The organism is Borborobacter arsenicus, assembly GCF_003934165.1.
GTDB lineage: Bacteria > Pseudomonadota > Alphaproteobacteria > Rhizobiales > Rhizobiaceae > Pseudaminobacter > Pseudaminobacter arsenicus.
Window position 1 is genome coordinate 144,164 of the sequence record NZ_ML133510.1, and the last position, 15,578, is coordinate 159,741.

The window sequence follows — 15,578 nt, forward strand, 5'->3', positions numbered from 1 at the left end:
GAAGCGGTGTTCACGACGCCCGACGCAAGCCGCCGCGGCGATCGCGCGAGGGTTCCTCCTCGAACAGGGCGGCCAGCTGCTCGGTCATGGCGCCGGCGAGTTCCTCGGCATCGACGATGGTGACGGCGCGGCGATAGTAGCGGGTGACGTCGTGGCCGATGCCGATGGCCAGCAATTCGACCGGCGAGCGCGTCTCGATCAGGTCGATCACGGCACGCAGATGCCGTTCAAGATAGTTGCCCGGATTGACCGACAGGGTCGAATCATCGACCGGCGCGCCGTCGGAGATCATCATCAGGATCTTGCGCTGTTCCGGCCGGCCGATGAGGCGCTGATGCGCCCACAACAGAGCTTCGCCGTCGATGTTTTCCTTGAGCAACCCTTCGCGCATCATCAGGCCGAGGTTGCGGCGGGCGCGGCGCCATGGCGCATCGGCGCTCTTGTAGATGATATGGCGCAGATCGTTGAGGCGGCCGGGATTTACCGGCTTGCCGTCCTTCAGCCATTTCTCGCGCGCCTGCCCGCCCTTCCAGGCGCGAGTGGTGAAGCCGAGGATCTCGACCGAAACGCCGCAGCGCTCGAGCGTACGGGCAAGAATATCGGCGCAGGTGGCCGCCACCGTGATCGGGCGGCCGCGCATCGAGCCGGAATTGTCGAGAACCAGGGTCACGACAGTGTCACGGAACTTGGTGTCCCGCTCCTGCTTGAAGGAAAGCGGCTGCATCGGGTCGATGACCACGCGCACCAGGCGCGCCGGGTCGAGATAGCCTTCCTCGAGATCGAAATCCCAGGACCGGTTCTGCTGCGCCATCAGCCGCCGCTGCAAGCGGTTGGCGAGGCGCCCGACGACACCGGAAAGATTGGCGAGCTGCTTGTCGAGGAAGGCGCGCAGCCGGTCGAGCTCCTCTTCCTCGCACAATTCCTCCGCACCGACGGTCTCGTCGAAGCCGGTGGTGAAGACCTTGTAATCGACCTCGCGCGGCAGATTGGCGAAGGGATCGTCCTTGCGCTTGGCCTCGCCCGGCGTCTCGGCATCGGCGTCGTCATCGTCCGACATCTCGTCGGAAGTGGCGTCGGCGGCTTCCATCTCGCCTGCTTGCTCATCCTCGGGGGAGGTTTCGGACTCTTCGGATTGCGACTGGTCGGCACCCGAATCGTCCTCGGTGTTCTCCTCGCTTTGTTCCGATCCTTCCGGCTGGTCCTGATTGTCGTCCTCGGTGTCGTCCTGCTGGTCGTCACCGAGTTCCTCGGCCATGTTCATGGAGGCGAGCATATCGCGCACGGAACGGGCGAAAGCCTGCTGGTCGTCAAGCTTGGAAATGAGCCCATCGAGATCGGCGCCGGCCTTGTCTTCCACCCAGTCGCGCCAGAGCGAGACCAGCTTCTCGCCGCTCTTGGGCACCGGCCTGCCGGTCAGCTTTTCGCGCACCATCAGCGCCAGCGCTTCCTCCAGCGGTGCATCGGCCTGGCTGGACACATCGGCGAGATTGGCCTTGACGTATTTGTCCTGCAGCATGAAGCCGATATTGTCGGCAACGCCGGTGAGCGCGCGGCTGCCGATCGCTTCCACGCGTGCCTGCTCGACGGCGTCGAACACGGCACGTGCCTGCTTGCCTTCCGGCGAAAGCCTGGTGTGGATGCGCGCATCATGGCAGGCGCGCTTGAGCGCCATGGAATCGCCGAGGCCGCGAGTTATCGCGATGTCGGCCCTGGAAGCCTTCTTCGGCAGTTCGGGCAGCCTTGCCCGGTTGCCTGCCAGCGCCGGCTTGTCCTTGGCGAAGGCGACCTCCAGCTCATGGTCGCCCGAGATTGCGCGCATGCAAACGGTGACGGCGCGCTTGAAGGCGTCCGCCTCGCCGCCGGTCTTCGGCCTGCCGCGTGTATTGTCGCCCGGACCCGCCACGCAAACCTACCCCAGAACGACGTTTGTCGATGATTCCGGCAGATCCTCGCCAAAGGCGCGCTGATAGAATTCGGCGACGATGGAGCGCTCGAGCTCATCGCATTTGTTGAGGAAGGTCAGCCGGAAAGCCAGCCCGATATTGTCGAAGATCTCGGCATTTTCCGACCAGGTGATGACCGTGCGCGGGCTCATCACCGTCGACAGGTCGCCATTGATGAAGGCCGAACGCGTCATGTCGGCAACGCGCACCATCTTATTGACGATGTCGCGGCCCTTGTCGTTGCGATAGTGCTTGGACTTGGCAAGGACGATCGCCACCTCGTTTTCATGCGGCAGGTAGTTCAGTGTGGTCACGATCGACCAGCGGTCCATCTGGGCCTGGTTGATCTGCTGGGTGCCGTGATAGAGGCCGGTCGTGTCGCCAAGACCGACCGTATTGGCGGTGGCAAACAGACGGAAGGCCGGATGCGGGCGGATGACGCGGCTCTGGTCGAGCAGCGTGAGGCGGCCGGAACTCTCCAGCACGCGCTGGATGACGAACATCACGTCGGGGCGGCCGGCATCATACTCGTCGAAGCACAGCGCGACATTGTGCTGATAGGCCCAGGGCAGGATGCCGTCGCGGAATTCGGTGACCTGCATGCCCTCCTTGACCACGATCGCATCCTTGCCGACGAGGTCGATACGACTGACATGGCTGTCGAGATTGACGCGCACGCAGGGCCAGTTGAGGCGCGCGGCGACCTGCTCGATATGCGTCGACTTGCCGGTGCCGTGATAGCCCGAAACCATGACGCGGCGATTATAGGCAAATCCGGCGAGGATCGCCGATGTCGTCTGCTGGTCGAACAGATAGTCCGGATCGATATCGGGCACATGTTCGGTGGTCGCCGAATAGGCCGGCACGACCATTTTCGAATCGAAGCCGAATTTCTCTTGCACCGACACGGTGGTGTCCGGCAGGTTTGCGATGTCGCGATCGACCTTGTTCATCGTCCAGATGTCTCCACGGGCGAAAGCGTCACCTCCCGCCGGTAATCCTGTCACATTCGGGAGCGGTCTTTAGCAGACTGGACGCTCAACACAAACCCGCTTGTTTGAGCACGCGATAGGCCTGGAGCACATCGCGGAACCGGTCTTCCGAACCCCTGTCGCCGCCATTCGCATCGGGATGGTGGCGTTTTACGAGTTCCTTATAGCGCGCCTTGATCTCCGCGCCAGTCGCCTTTGTGGTAAGGCCAAGCGTTTCCAGCGACTTGGCCTCAAGCGGCTTTGCCTTGCGCTCGCGTGCCTGGCCGGGGTCGCGCGGGCCGCCGAACATATTGTGGGGGTCGCGCATGCGGTTGTAGTAGCCAGCGCGGCCGGAGCGCTGCTGGGCAAAATCAGGAGCCGAGCGCATCGAGCCATTGGTGCCGATGGTCCAGGTCGGGCGGTGGCCGGTCAGGGCCTCCTTCTGGAAACGCGCGATCTCGCTGTCGGGCACGCCGGAAAAATAGTTGAAGCCCTTGTTGTATTCGCGCACGTGATCGAAGCAGAAGCGAAAATACTCGCCCTCCTTCAACCTGCCGACAGGCGCGCGATGGGTGCCCGGCTGCTTGCAGCCGTCCCACTGGCAGATAGGCGCCTGTGCCTTGGCTTCCGCCTGCGGATCCGGGCGCACCCGAATCTTTTCGAAATATTTTGGATAGGGTTTCATTTCTGCCCATTTAGGGGAAGTTGGCTGTGCAGAACAAGAATTGACTTTTCTGCAATGACCACTCTGACCGCTGAATCGCGGCAACTTGGCTCCTCGGCCGGGCCGTCTCGCCCGCATTGTGGCGCAGCATCGTAGCCATAGCCCAAATGGGCATGCGGATGCGGTCATTTCAAGAGCGACGATTGACCCTCGGTGAGGCCGTTGAACCGGTCTTCAGGCGCCGGGAGGCGCGACGGTTACCGTCAGACGCGAGAAGAAGGCGTCGCGGATGGCTTTTGCCATGCTTTCCACCGCCTCGTTTGCGGGGCCGGGCGCGCGATGCAGCACGACATTGGAGGCATCGATCTCGCCGAAACCGTCTTGCGCCGTCAGTTCGCGGCACCCGGAAGGAATATTGCTGCGCGACATCGGCGCTATGGCAAGACCTGAAGCAACGGCAAGTTTGAGGCCGCCTGTGGTGTCGCTCGTATAGGCGACGCGATAGGCCATGCCGCGCTCCTCAAGCGACTTGATGGCGAAATCCTTGCACCAGCCGGCACGGTTGTAGAGCGCCACAGGCAGCGGTGTTTCCTCATGAAGCGAATGCAGGTTGGACGTGACCCACACTGTGGGATCGCGCATCAGCACCTCGCCATCCGAATAATCCTGCCATTCGAAAATGACGGCAAGGTCGAGTTCTCCTGCCTCCAGTGCCGCGATCTGCGAGGCTGAATGCGCATATTTGACGGTGATCTCGACCCTCGGATGCACCTTGGCGAAAACCTCCAGCGCCCGCGACAGGATCGAATGGCCGTACTCCTCGGGAATTCCGATCCGAACAGGTCCGTCCAGCGGCGCAGCTTTCAGCGATGCTGCCGTTTCGTTGAGGAGAGCGACGATGCGGCGCGCATTGGTGATGAGCTCCCGGCCCTTCCGGGTCAGGCTGACGCCGCGCGGGCCGCGCTCGAACAGCATGTCGCCAACCATGTCCTCCAGGCGCTTGATCTGCATGGACACGGCCGATTGCGTGCGGCTGACCTGATCGGCTGCCTTGGTGAAATTCCCCGCCTCCGCAACCGCCACGAAGGTCCGCAGCAAGTCGCTGTCGAGATGGATGGTCATATCGCTTCAGCCATAAGAAATATTGATTGCTGGCATCATTCCAATTCGTTTGAAACATGTCAATCTGCGGTGGATAGTCGTTCCCGAACGAAGATGCAGACAAAGGCGCTGCGATTGCACGGCGCCCGTTTTGGCAGAAAGTCCTCACTCACCCGCAGTCCCGAGAAGGGCCGCGGGTTCTTTTTGTCAAAGCATCGAGCGGCTTCGCCAGGGAATAGCGCGAAAGGCGTTCGCCATCATGCAAAACCGCATCCTGCGCGGCATTTTGTGTCTGTGTCTGGGCATTCTGGTCTTTTCGCTGCAGGATCCGATCATCAAGGCCGTTTCCGGCTCCTATCCGCTGATGCAGGTCATGGCGATCAGGTCTGTCGTGGCCCTGCCGATCCTTCTGGCCATCGTTCACAGGGATGTCGGCCTCGCCGCGCTGCACTCGCCGAGCAGCAGGCTGCTCATCGTGCGGGCGCTGGCGCTTTTCACCTCCTACACCGCCTATTATCTGGGGCTGGCGGCGCTCTCTTTGGCCGACGCCGTGGCGCTTTATTTCACCGCACCGCTGTTCATCATGGTGATGGCCGGTCCTTATCTCGGCGAGCGCGTGGCGTGGCAAACCCTGGCGACGGCCCTTGTCGGGCTGGCCGGTGTGCTGGTGATGCTGCGGCCCGGCCAAGGCCTATTCGAATGGGCGGCCATGCTGTCGCTGCTCGCCGCCTGCCTCTACGGATTCTCGCAACTGATGGCGCGCAAACTCGGTGCCACCGAGTCGCCAACCGTCATGACCTTCTATCAGAACGGGGTCTATCTGCTCGGCGCAGCCGTGGTCAGCGTGTTGTTTTCGGTTGTCACCATAGAGGGACTGGTCCATCCAAGCCTGCAATTCCTCATTCGGCCTTGGGTGTGGCCGACGGTGACGGATCTGCTCTTGATGGCCTCATGCGGCGTGATCGCCTCCATCGGCATGATCCTGCTGTCGCAAGCCTATCGGCTCGCGCCTGCCAATATCGTCGCGACCTTCGAATATACCGGCATTTTGTGGGCGCCGCTGTGGGGGTTCCTGTTCTTTGCGGAGGTTCCGCACGGCTCGACCCTGACGGGGGCCTGCCTGATCGTTGGCGCAGGCCTGTTTGCTCTCAACTTCCGTCTGGGGCGAAAAGTGCCCGCATAAGAAGACAGGCGCCGTACTTTATTTGGCCATTTCGTGATCCTATCTGCGGGGTCGATTCGACCACCACAGGATGGCGACCTTGCCGAAACCGAAATCCAGAAAGCGGGCGCTTCTCGTCGTCAATCCGAAGGCGCGGCGCGGCACCGGATCGATCCGCGCCGCCGTCGAGATCCTGCGCGCAAGCGGGATCGATGCCACCGAGACAGCCATCAGCCGCGATGAGACCATGGCCGACCTCATCCGGCGGGAGGCTGAATCATATGACCTCGTCATTGTCGGCGGCGGCGACGGGACACTGAATGCGGCGGCTCCCGGCCTGGTCGACACCGGCTTGCCGCTCGGCGTCCTGCCACTGGGCACCGCCAATGATTTCGCGCGCACGCTTGGCATAGCGCCGGACCCGTCACAGGCTGCCCGCATCATCGCCGCCGGCTTCCAGGCCCCCATCGATCTCGGTGAAGTCAACGGCCATCTGTTCTTCAATGTCGCCAGCATCGGCTTCAGTGCGGAACTTGCTGCCGACCTGACCGAACATGCCAAGAAGCGCTGGGGCAAGCTCGGCTATGGTATCGCCGCGGCACGGATTCTTGCCCGTTCACAGCTGTTTTCCGCCTATCTCGACCACGACGGAACCACCGAGAAGATCAGGACACTGCAGGTTTCGGTCGGCAACGGCCGCCACTATGGCGGCGGCATGACGGTCGAGGAAACCGCAACCGCCGATGACGGCAAGCTCGATTTCTACAGCCTCGAGGTCGATCACTGGTGGCGGTTGCTGGCACTGTTGCCCAGCCTGCGAAAGGGCACGCATGGGCGTTGGGACGATGTCCGCGCCTTCCAGACCACCGAGGTGACGATCCGCACCAGCCGGCCGCGGCCCGTCAACACCGATGGCGAACTCAGCACGTGGACGCCGGCGCATTTCCGCATCAGGCCGAAGGCTATATCAGTCTTTACGCCCGACGCAGAGAAGGCGAAATAGCGAAGGGCCGCTCAGGCGTCGCCTTTCACCACGCCGACGAAGGGCAGTTCCCGGAACGCATGGGCAACATCCATGCCGTAGCCGACCACGAAATAGTCAGGGCAGTCGAAGCCGACATAATCGGCATCGAGCGTGGTCTTGCGGCGCATGCGCTTGTCGAGCAGCACCGCAAGCGAGCAGCTTTTTGCACCACGCGAGAGCATGAGATCGCGGGTGAACTGCAGCGTCTTGCCCGATTCGAGTATGTCGTCGATCAGCAGCACGTCGCGGCCGGCCACCTCATTGTCGATGTCGCGCAGCACGCGGACCTCGCCGCTCGTGGTGCCGGTGCCGTAACTCGAGATGAAGATGAACTCGACTTCCGGCGACAGGCCAACATCGTGCATGGCGCGGATAAGATCGGCGGCGAAGATGAAGGAGCCTTTCAGGATCGAGATGACGAGCAGATCGGTATAGTCGCGGGCGGCTATTTCCTTGGCCAATTCCAGGTTGCGCCGGGCGATCGCCGAAGCGCTGAACAGCACCTCGATCTCCTTGTCGCGCACGATTGGCATCGCCTACTCCCCGAACGTCACAGAAACCATCTTCACCCCGTTCTTAGGCACGTCAAGGCGGCTGGAAAAGGCAAATCTGTGTCCCGCCGCCAATGGTTCTGCCGCTGTCCCCAGATTGTAGCGGGTCGTCTTCCCCTCATTGCCGGTGACATGGATTTCAAGCGGCGGCAGCATCGTTGGAAGGGAACCGCCATTGATCGCTTCGGCTTCGACCAGCAGCACCGGCCCGGTCAAGGTTTCCTCGATTCGCGAGGTGATGCCGGTGATGCTTATCCGCGGCCCGGCGTCGGCCAGGCTAGGCAAGGCGGCTGGGCGGATCAGCGAATGTCCGCCCGATGTCCAGATTGCAGCGGCGGCAAGCACGAAGCCGATCACCCAGAAAAGCGGCCCGGCTCGCGGCGACCCGCGGGCAGGCTCATCGGCGTCGATTGCGTGGCGAAGCATGTCCATGCCGCCGGGCGCCCGCGCTGCGGCGAAGCTTCTTGCATGCTCGTGCCGGGGGGCACCATCCGGCGCCAGGACAGTCTCATAATCCGCTTCGACAATGTCGTGGTCTTCGCCCGGCAGAGAGCGGCCGGGCGCAGCGTCGAACACCGCCTCCGTCATGATTTCGCCGGAAACCGGGCGTGCGGTGCGAATATCGGCCATTGCGGACGGGTCATCCTCACGAACTTTCCCGATTTCGGAGGTACGCGGAATTAGTTAATGCTTCGCCACCATCGGCGAATCAGGCTGTGGATGGCGGTGAAATTTAACCGATGGTTAACCATGCGGTCCGATGGTCTTTTAAGCTGTGGTCCTGAATGAGGGTCCTCAACATCCAGGATTTGTCCACGTGATTCGTTTCGAGAATGTCGGCCTGCGCTATGGGATGGGTTCGGAGATTCTCCGCGACATCTCCTTTCACATCCCCGAGCGCTCGTTCCAGTTCCTGAGCGGGCCTTCGGGCGCGGGCAAGACGACGCTGCTGCGCCTGCTGTTCATGTCGCTCAAGCCGACCCGCGGCCTGATCACCATTTTCGGCAAGGACCGTTCGCGCATCTCGCGCCAGGAACTGCCGCTGCTGCGGCGGCGCATCGGCATCGTCTTCCAGGATTTCCGCCTGCTCGACCATATGACGACCTACGAGAATGTCGCGCTGCCCTTGCGGGTGCGCGGCCGCGAGGAGGCGAGCTACCGCAACGACGTCACCGAATTGCTGAAATGGGTGGGCCTCGGCGAGCGCATGCATGTCCTGCCGCCGGTGCTGTCGGGCGGCGAAAAGCAGCGTGCAGCGATCGCCCGCGCCCTGATCGAGCAGCCGGAGATCCTGCTGGCCGATGAGCCGACCGGCAATGTCGATCCGCCGCTGGCGCGCCGCTTGCTGCGCCTTTTCATCGAGCTCAACCGGCTGGGAACCGCCGTTGTCATCGCAACCCACGATCTCGGCCTGATGGAGCAGGTCGATGCCCGACGCATGATCCTGGCCAATGGAAGGCTCGACATCTATGACTGAGCAGCAGGACGAGGATCTGCAAGACGGTCCGGGCGCCGACGACACCGGCTCCAGGCCCAAGCGCACCCAGCGCAAAATGGCGCCGATCGTGCCGCCGCAAAATATTGCCGGGCGGGCGCTTGTCTTCGTCATCGCCATCATGACCTTCCTGTCCTGCCTCACGCTCGGCGCAGTCACGCTGGTGCGCGACACCGCCTCGGTGTGGGAAAACCAGATTGCGCGCGAGGCGACGATCCAGATCAAGCCGTCGGACGGGCTTGACATGGAAGCCGCCCTGGCTTCGGCCGCCCGTATCGCCGGCGGCTTTGCCGGCGTGCGCGATGCCAAGGTGGTGGATCGCGAGGCCACCGCGCGGTTGCTCGAACCCTGGCTCGGCTCGGGACTCGACATAGATGAACTGCCGGTACCGCGCCTGGTGATCGTCACCATCGACCAGACCAGCCCGCCGGATTTTGCTGCCATGCGCCAGATGCTGCAGGCGGAAGTACCAGGCGTGTCGCTGGACGATCACCGCACCTGGGTCGACCGTCTCGTTGCCATGGCACGAACCACCGTCACGCTCGGCATGGCCATATTGGCACTGATGCTATCGGCGACCGTTCTCACCGTGGTCTTTGCAACGCGCGGCGCCATGGCCGGCAATGGCCACATCATCGAGGTCCTGCACTTCGTCGGTGCCGAGGCGCGTTTCATCGCCAGCCAGTTCAGGCGCCATTTCCTGATTACCGGCATGAAGGGCGCGGCCGCCGGCGGGGTGGCCGCCATGGTCGTCTTCATCGTCTTTTCCTGGTGGTCGTCGCTCAATCTCGCCACGCCGCAGGCGGACCAGGCAACCGCGCTATTCGGCAATTTCTCGATCGGTGCATCCGGCTATGCCGGAGTTGCGCTGATCGTGCTGCTTGTGGGCGCATTGACCGCAGCCACTACGCATCTCACCGTCGTCACCTATCTGCATGATATCGACGTGCGGCATCCAGATGGCGGCTGATGTGTCGTATCACGCTCGGCAACGGGCTGTAACGAAATGTGCTTGGGCGACCTATGTATTAGCAACCCCGCAAGTTTAACCATGGGACCATGAAAGTAGTGAGGTCAGGTGAAACAGCAGGCGAGAAGCCGCCCGGAGATTTGCACGTGAACAAACGTGCAAAAGGGGGCGTCGTTGCCGCTCTTCTGCGCTCATTACCGATCTTGGTGGTTGGCGCCGCCATGGCTTTTGCAGCCGGGTTCGGCTGGTTTGCCGAGCATATCGGCCGGTTGACGACGCCTGAAAATCCGCCCAGCGCCGATGCGATCATCGTCCTGACAGGCGGCCAGTCACGGATCGATGCCGCGCTCGGCCTGCTCAAGTCCGGCAAGGGCAAGCGCTTGCTGATCAGCGGTGTCAATCCCATTGCCGATCGCAAATCGCTCCAGGCGGCCACCGGCGGCGACAAGAGCCTGTTTTCCTGCTGCGTCGATATCGACTATGCCGCGCTGGACACGATCGGCAATGCCGAGGAAAGCGCCAAATGGGTGCGCAACCATGCCTATGAGCGCGTCATCCTCGTCACCAACAATTACCACATGCCGCGCAGCCTGCTGGAAATGGGCCGCTTTCTCGAAGCATCGGTCCTGGAGCCATATCCGGTCGTGAATTCACGTCTGGACGAGGGGCGCTGGATGGCCAATCGCGACGCGCTGCGCGTGCTTTTCACTGAATACACCAAATATCTCGGCGCACTTGCCCGCCACGTCGTACCGCTGCGCTCCACGCAAGATAGCGTCGCGGTGGTGGAGGCCTCCACCCGCGCCACGCGCTGATCCAGCCTGTACCGGCCACGACAGTGGTTTTCCTTTCTCCGGGCTTGGTGTAACCAGCAGCGACCGCATTCCAGGCTTCGCTTCATGATCCTACTTCGCTCGCTGGCGTTCAACATCGCCTTCTATTCCAGCCTGATCATCCAGATGATCGTCTGGACGCCATTCTATTTCCTGTCTCCGCGCAAGCAGGCATGGTTCGTGCCGAAATTCTGGGTGCGTTCCAGCCTGTGGCTGCAGGAGAAGCTTGCCGGCACAAAAAGCGAGATCACCGGGCAGGAGAACCTGCCGACCGGCTCTTTCATTTTGGCGCCGAAGCATCAATCCTTCTGGGATGCAATCGCCTTCCTGCCTGACATTCCCGATGCGCTTTACATCCTCAAACGCGAACTGACATGGATTCCCTTCTTCGGATGGTACATTGCCAAGATGCGGATGATCGGGATCGATCGCGGCAGCCGCTCGAAGGCGCTGAAGGCAGCAGTCGCCGCGACCAAGGCCGAACTGGCACGAAACCCTCGGCAGTTGATCATCTATCCGGAGGGAACCCGGCGCGCGCCCGGCGACGAACCCGCCTATAAATGGGGCATCGTCGAACTCTATGCGCAACTCGGGGTGCCGGTCGTGCCGGTCGCGCATGTCGCCGGGCTTTACTGGCCGCGCCGCAAATTCCTGCGCTATCCCGGAACGATCAAGGCACGCTATCTGCCGCCGATCCCGCCGGGGCTGGAGCGCGAGGAGTTCATGCGCCGCTTGGTCGCCGAGACGGAAGCGGCCTGCGACCAGCTTCTTATCGATGCCGCCGGCTCGGACAATCCGCCGCCATTGCCGCCGACTGCCGTGCGACGTCTCAAGCAGTTGGAGAGCGAGCCTCAGCGCCCGGCATAGCCGGGGACCTGGCAGGCAGCAGCCGGCCGACCGCCTCCAGCCAATGATCGCGGATGCCGAGCGCTTCCAGATGCTGAAGCGTGTTCAGGACATAATCCTCATTCGGGCCTGAGCGGCCGACAGAACCGGTGACGATCCCGGCCGCGACCGCTTCATCGAGCCTTCCGGCATATTGCCGATGCCTGCGGTCGACGGTGTAGCAAATCGCCTCCACCGCCTCGCCGCCAGCCAGATGTACCGGCAGCACGCGCTCGAGATAGACCTTCGTCGTCAGTTCGCGCTCGCGCAGATAGGCCAGGACTTCCTCGCGCAGTTCGTGCGGCACGCGAAACGCCAGGCCGACGCAGGAGCCGCCACGGTCGAGCCCCAGCACCAATCCCGGCCGGTCCGGCGTACCGCGATGGACGAATGAGCGCACGCACAAGGAACGTCGATAACCATGAAGCCGGGCGCGCCTGGTCTCGACATGGGCAAAACCCGGGCGCCAGATCAATGACCCATAGCCGAAAACCCAAAAATCGCCCATATGACCAGCCAAACCCCGAAAAGTTGCAGACTTTCGGATAAGATCCTGCTCCAAAAAAACAAAAGCTGGAGCGAGATGGCGATCCAAGGAGAGGTAACCACGCTCCAGGCGCTGTCTTCGCCCAAGGTAGAGCAACGCCCTGATTCGGGGAAATTGTCCCGGTCGTCCAAGGAGCCGAACATGCCGTCAAATGCACGCCCCAGGTCAAGTTCCAGCCGCCGTTTCCTGTGGCTTGCGGTTTTCATCGTCGTCCTGTTCGGCGGCTACAGTGCCGGCTGGTTCTATCTTGCCGGCAGGCTGGAAACGCAGGCCCAGGCGGCGGTGGCAGCGCTCAACCGCAACGGTGCGACTGCCGAATGCGTAAACCCCGAGGCGCGGGGCTTTCCTTTCCGCCTCGGCATGTTCTGCGACAGCGTGGCCTTCGAGAATGCTGCGCAGGGCATAAGCGTGTCGGCCGGCAGCTTCCGTTCCGCCGGCCAGATCTACGATCCGATGCACCTTGTCGCCGAACTCGACGGCCCGGCTCGCATCGATGTGCCGCCGACGCAGCCTTTGGCCTTGCAGTGGGAAAATCTTCGCGCGAGCATTCGCCTTGCCTCTCCGCTGCCGGAACGGCTTTCGCTGGAAGGCCGGAACCTGAACGTCGCCACCGCTGCCGGCAATCCTTTGGCGACGGCATCGACATTCGAAGGCCACTTGCGCCCTAACGGCAAGGATCTCGATCTTGCCGGCAGGTTTGGCGGGCTCATCCTCGACGCAACCGTGCTTGAGGGACACGCGGTGCCGCCTCTGGCCGGTGAGGCCGACCTGACCGTTAACAATGGCGTGGCACTGGTCGGCAAGAACCTCAGAAGCCTGCGCGGGCAATCCGGCACGATCCGCACATTGGCGCTGTCGACCGGCGAGGCAACGTCCATTCTGGTCAGCGGACCGTTCTCGGTCGGTGAGGACGGGCTTCTGGACGCGCAGTTCAAGCTGACGCTGCGCGACCCGAAAGGCCTGGCGACGGCGCTTTCCGCAGCCTTGCCCGAAATGCGCGAGCAGATCGAGCAAGTCTCCGCCGGCCTTGCCATGCTTGGCGACGCGCCTTCCCTGCCCGTTAAAATCGCCAAGGGCAGGGCATCTATGGGCTTCATAAAGCTGGGCAACATTCCGCCGCTGGACTGACCAGCCTAATGCGCTGGCCTTGCCTATGCCTGCTTTTCAGGATGGACCATGGCTTGCCGGCCGAAGTCGGGCGCATCGATTTCCTGTCCGGCGTCGATGATCGAGCGGCGTACCGCGCGCGTGCGGGTAAACATGTCGAACAGTTTTTCGCCGTCGCCCCAGCGGATCGCCCGCTGCAGCGAGGCAAGGTCTTCCGAGAACCGCGCCAGCATTTCAAGGATCGCATCCTTGTTGTGCAGGCACACGTCCCGCCACATGGTCGGGTCGGAAGCGGCAAGCCGGGTGAAATCGCGAAAGCCCGAAGCGGAATATTTGATGACTTCGGATTTGGTTACCGTCTGCAGATCGTCGGCCGTGCCGACGATGTTGTAGGCGATGATATGCGGCAGATGCGAGACGATGGCGAGCACCATGTCATGATGGTCGGGGTCCATGGTGTCGATATTCGAACCGCAGCGGAGCCAGAATTCGGACAGCTTTGCCAGCGCGGCCGGATCGGTTCCCGGCAGTGGCGTGAAGATGCACCAGCGGTTCTGGAACAAGTCGGCGAAGCCGGCATCCGGACCGGATTTTTCCGTACCCGCCAGCGGGTGGCCGGGAATGAAATGCACATGCGCCGGCATATGCGGGGACATCTGCGCGATGACGGAGCCTTTGGTGGAGCCGACATCGGTGACGATGGCGCCCGACTTCAGCGCCGGTGCGATTTCCTCGGCGACCGCACCGGACGAGCCGACCGGCACCGAGACGATCACCAGATCGGCATCCTTCACCGCTTCGGCGGCACTGGTTGAGTAGGAGTGGCCGAGGCCAAGCTCCTGCGCCCGCGCCAGCGTCTGCGGGCTGCGGGTGGAAATCGAGACGTGACGGGCGAGCTTCTCGCGAGCGATCACCCGAGCAAGCGACGAGCCAATGAGGCCGATGCCGACCAGGGCAATCTTTTCAAACAGGGGTTCTGACATGATTTCTAACTTTTGAGGAATTCGGACAGTGCGGCGATGACGCCGCGATTGGCGGTTTCGGTTCCGACTGTCATCCGCAGCGCGTTGGGAAAACCGTAGCCTGCAACGCGCCGCAGAATATAACCTCGCTCTGTCAGATAGTCGTCGGCGGCTGCCGCCGAATGTTTTTCATCCTCGGGAAAATGGATCAGCACGAAATTTCCGACGCTGGGGGTCACTCGAAGGCCGAGCTTCGGCAATTCCTCGCTCAGCCAGGCAAGCCACTTCTCATTGTGCTCCTGCGTCTTCTGGACATGGGCGCGGTCGCGCATGGCGGCCACGCCCGCCGCAATTGCCACGGCGTTGACGTTGAAGGGGCCACGTACGCGGTTGAGCGCGTCGATGATGTGGGAAGGCGCATAGGCCCAGCCGATGCGCGCGCCACCAAGCCCATGGATTTTGGAGAAGGTGCGCGTCATCACCACATTCTGCGAGTTCGAGACAAGCTCGATGCCCGCTTCATAGTCGTTGCGGCGGACATATTCGGCATAGGCGGCGTCGATCACCAGAAGCACCTGCTTCGGCAGGCCCTCATGCAGCCGGCGCACCTCCTCGAACGGCAGATAGGTGCCGGTCGGATTGTTGGGATTGGCCAGGAAGACGATCCGCGTCTTGTCCGTTACAGCCGCGAGAATGGCGTCGACATTGGAGGTCTCGTTGGTTTCCTTTGCCACCACGGGCACGGCGCCTGCCGCCTGGATGCAGATGCGGTAGACCAGGAAGCCGTGCTCGGTGAAGATGCCCTCGTCGCCAGGCCGCAGATAGGTCGAGCCCAATAGGCCGATGATCTCGTCCGATCCGTTCGAGCAGACGATATTGGCCGGGTTCAGCCCGTAGGTCTCGGCAATCGCCTCGCGCAGCCTGGTGGCCGAGCCGTCGGGATAGAATTCCAGCTTTCCGGCAACTTCACGTACCGCCTCGATTGCCGCCGGCGAGGGGCCCAGCGGATTTTCATTGGAGGACAGCTTGTGAACCGTCACGCCGGCAGGTGCGGCACTCTTGCCCGGCACATAAGCCGCAATGTCCATCACTCCAGGCTTTGGCTGGGGGCGGCTGGTGTCGTTTGCGTGCGTCATGGCGAGAATATCCGGATAATTTCTGAGCCTGAGGGGCCGCTGGGGGAATACAAGCCGGGGCGCGGAATGTCGAGGAAAAGCTTAGGCGTTGACGCTGTACGGGCGCGGTCGTAAAAGCGGTCGACGTTCCGTGGTGATTTGGGCCGGTCGGCTTGCAGCCACGTTAAAGAAATCGCTAAAAAGGCCGATAAAGACGAGCTCGTTCGGACCGGCCGCGATTTCGCCGC

At 62.4% G+C, this 15,578-nt stretch carries 16 protein-coding genes and 1 riboswitch; of the genes, 7 read left to right on the forward strand and 9 right to left on the reverse strand.

Features of this window, described 5'->3' with window-relative positions; all coding sequences use genetic code 11:
- Window positions 1-10 precede the first annotated feature (10 nt).
- The 4 genes from cobT to EET67_RS04360 all read right to left on the reverse strand — a co-directional run bounded on the left by cobT (window position 11) and on the right by EET67_RS04360 (window position 4,700).
- Window positions 11-1,903: a cobaltochelatase subunit CobT gene (cobT, locus tag EET67_RS04345; RefSeq protein WP_128624990.1), complete on the reverse strand. Its 1,893-nt coding sequence runs from the start codon at window positions 1,901-1,903 to the stop codon at window positions 11-13.
- A 6-nt stretch (window positions 1,904-1,909) separates the two neighbouring features.
- Window positions 1,910-2,896 (reverse strand): cobaltochelatase subunit CobS, encoded by a 987-nt coding sequence (gene cobS / locus EET67_RS04350; RefSeq protein ID WP_128624991.1) that lies wholly within the window; start codon window positions 2,894-2,896, stop codon window positions 1,910-1,912.
- Between the two features lie 85 nt (window positions 2,897-2,981).
- Window positions 2,982-3,599: a J domain-containing protein gene (locus EET67_RS04355; RefSeq protein ID WP_128624992.1), complete on the reverse strand. Its 618-nt coding sequence runs from the start codon at window positions 3,597-3,599 to the stop codon at window positions 2,982-2,984.
- A gap of 213 nt (window positions 3,600-3,812) precedes the next feature.
- Window positions 3,813-4,700, reverse strand: coding sequence for a LysR family transcriptional regulator (locus EET67_RS04360; protein ID WP_128624993.1), 888 nt, complete (start codon window positions 4,698-4,700; stop codon window positions 3,813-3,815).
- Between the two features lie 238 nt (window positions 4,701-4,938).
- On the opposite strand from EET67_RS04360, the gene EET67_RS04365 reads away from it, so the two are divergent.
- Together EET67_RS04365 and EET67_RS04370 are read left to right on the forward strand one after the other, a co-directional pair.
- Window positions 4,939-5,862 carry a DMT family transporter gene (locus EET67_RS04365; protein ID WP_128624994.1) on the forward strand — a complete coding sequence of 308 codons (924 nt, stop codon included), beginning with the start codon at window positions 4,939-4,941 and terminating at the stop codon, window positions 5,860-5,862.
- A gap of 70 nt (window positions 5,863-5,932) precedes the next feature.
- Window positions 5,933-6,844 carry a lipid kinase gene (locus EET67_RS04370; RefSeq protein ID WP_128624995.1) on the forward strand — a complete coding sequence of 304 codons (912 nt, stop codon included), beginning with the start codon at window positions 5,933-5,935 and terminating at the stop codon, window positions 6,842-6,844.
- An 11-nt stretch (window positions 6,845-6,855) separates the two neighbouring features.
- Here the strand turns inward: EET67_RS04370 and hpt are convergent, their stop codons facing one another.
- Together hpt and EET67_RS04380 are read right to left on the reverse strand one after the other, a co-directional pair.
- Entirely contained in the window at window positions 6,856-7,398 is a 543-nt protein-coding gene (gene hpt / locus EET67_RS04375) for a hypoxanthine phosphoribosyltransferase (protein ID WP_128624996.1), read from the reverse strand.
- A 3-nt stretch (window positions 7,399-7,401) separates the two neighbouring features.
- Window positions 7,402-8,046, reverse strand: coding sequence for a hypothetical protein (locus tag EET67_RS04380; protein WP_128624997.1), 645 nt, complete (start codon window positions 8,044-8,046; stop codon window positions 7,402-7,404).
- A gap of 187 nt (window positions 8,047-8,233) precedes the next feature.
- Between EET67_RS04380 and ftsE the strand changes: the two genes are divergently transcribed.
- The 4 genes from ftsE (at window position 8,234) to EET67_RS04400 (ending at window position 11,581) form a co-directional block, all read left to right on the forward strand.
- Window positions 8,234-8,893, forward strand: a complete 660-nt coding sequence (ftsE, locus tag EET67_RS04385; RefSeq protein WP_128624998.1) for a cell division ATP-binding protein FtsE — start codon at window positions 8,234-8,236, stop codon at window positions 8,891-8,893.
- Window positions 8,886-9,881 carry a cell division protein FtsX gene (locus tag EET67_RS04390; RefSeq protein ID WP_128624999.1) on the forward strand — a complete coding sequence of 332 codons (996 nt, stop codon included), beginning with the start codon at window positions 8,886-8,888 and terminating at the stop codon, window positions 9,879-9,881. The genes ftsE and EET67_RS04390 overlap by 8 nt, the downstream gene beginning before the upstream one ends.
- Before the next feature lie 89 nt (window positions 9,882-9,970).
- Window positions 9,971-10,696 (forward strand): YdcF family protein, encoded by a 726-nt coding sequence (locus EET67_RS04395; RefSeq protein ID WP_128625000.1) that lies wholly within the window; start codon window positions 9,971-9,973, stop codon window positions 10,694-10,696.
- Between the two features lie 84 nt (window positions 10,697-10,780).
- On the forward strand, window positions 10,781-11,581 hold the full coding sequence (locus tag EET67_RS04400; RefSeq protein WP_128625001.1) for a lysophospholipid acyltransferase family protein: 801 nt from the start codon (window positions 10,781-10,783) through the stop codon (window positions 11,579-11,581).
- On the opposite strand, the gene EET67_RS04405 is transcribed toward EET67_RS04400, so the two are convergent.
- Window positions 11,544-12,107 carry a gamma-glutamylcyclotransferase gene (locus EET67_RS04405; RefSeq protein ID WP_128625002.1) on the reverse strand — a complete coding sequence of 188 codons (564 nt, stop codon included), beginning with the start codon at window positions 12,105-12,107 and terminating at the stop codon, window positions 11,544-11,546. The genes EET67_RS04400 and EET67_RS04405 overlap by 38 nt on opposite strands.
- A gap of 180 nt (window positions 12,108-12,287) precedes the next feature.
- Here EET67_RS04405 and EET67_RS04410 point away from each other — a divergent pair, with 180 nt between their 5' ends.
- On the forward strand, window positions 12,288-13,274 hold the full coding sequence (locus EET67_RS04410; protein WP_128625003.1) for a DUF2125 domain-containing protein: 987 nt from the start codon (window positions 12,288-12,290) through the stop codon (window positions 13,272-13,274).
- A 23-nt stretch (window positions 13,275-13,297) separates the two neighbouring features.
- Here the strand turns inward: EET67_RS04410 and EET67_RS04415 are convergent, their stop codons facing one another.
- On the reverse strand, window positions 13,298-14,236 hold the full coding sequence (locus EET67_RS04415) for a prephenate/arogenate dehydrogenase family protein (protein WP_170313210.1): 939 nt from the start codon (window positions 14,234-14,236) through the stop codon (window positions 13,298-13,300).
- Window positions 14,237-14,241: 5 nt separating this feature from the next.
- A complete protein-coding gene (gene hisC, locus EET67_RS04420; protein WP_128625004.1) occupies window positions 14,242-15,351 on the reverse strand; it encodes a histidinol-phosphate transaminase in 1,110 nt (369 codons plus the stop codon).
- A gap of 120 nt (window positions 15,352-15,471) precedes the next feature.
- Window positions 15,472-15,551: riboswitch (SAM riboswitch) on the forward strand.
- Window positions 15,552-15,578: the final 27 nt, after the last annotated feature.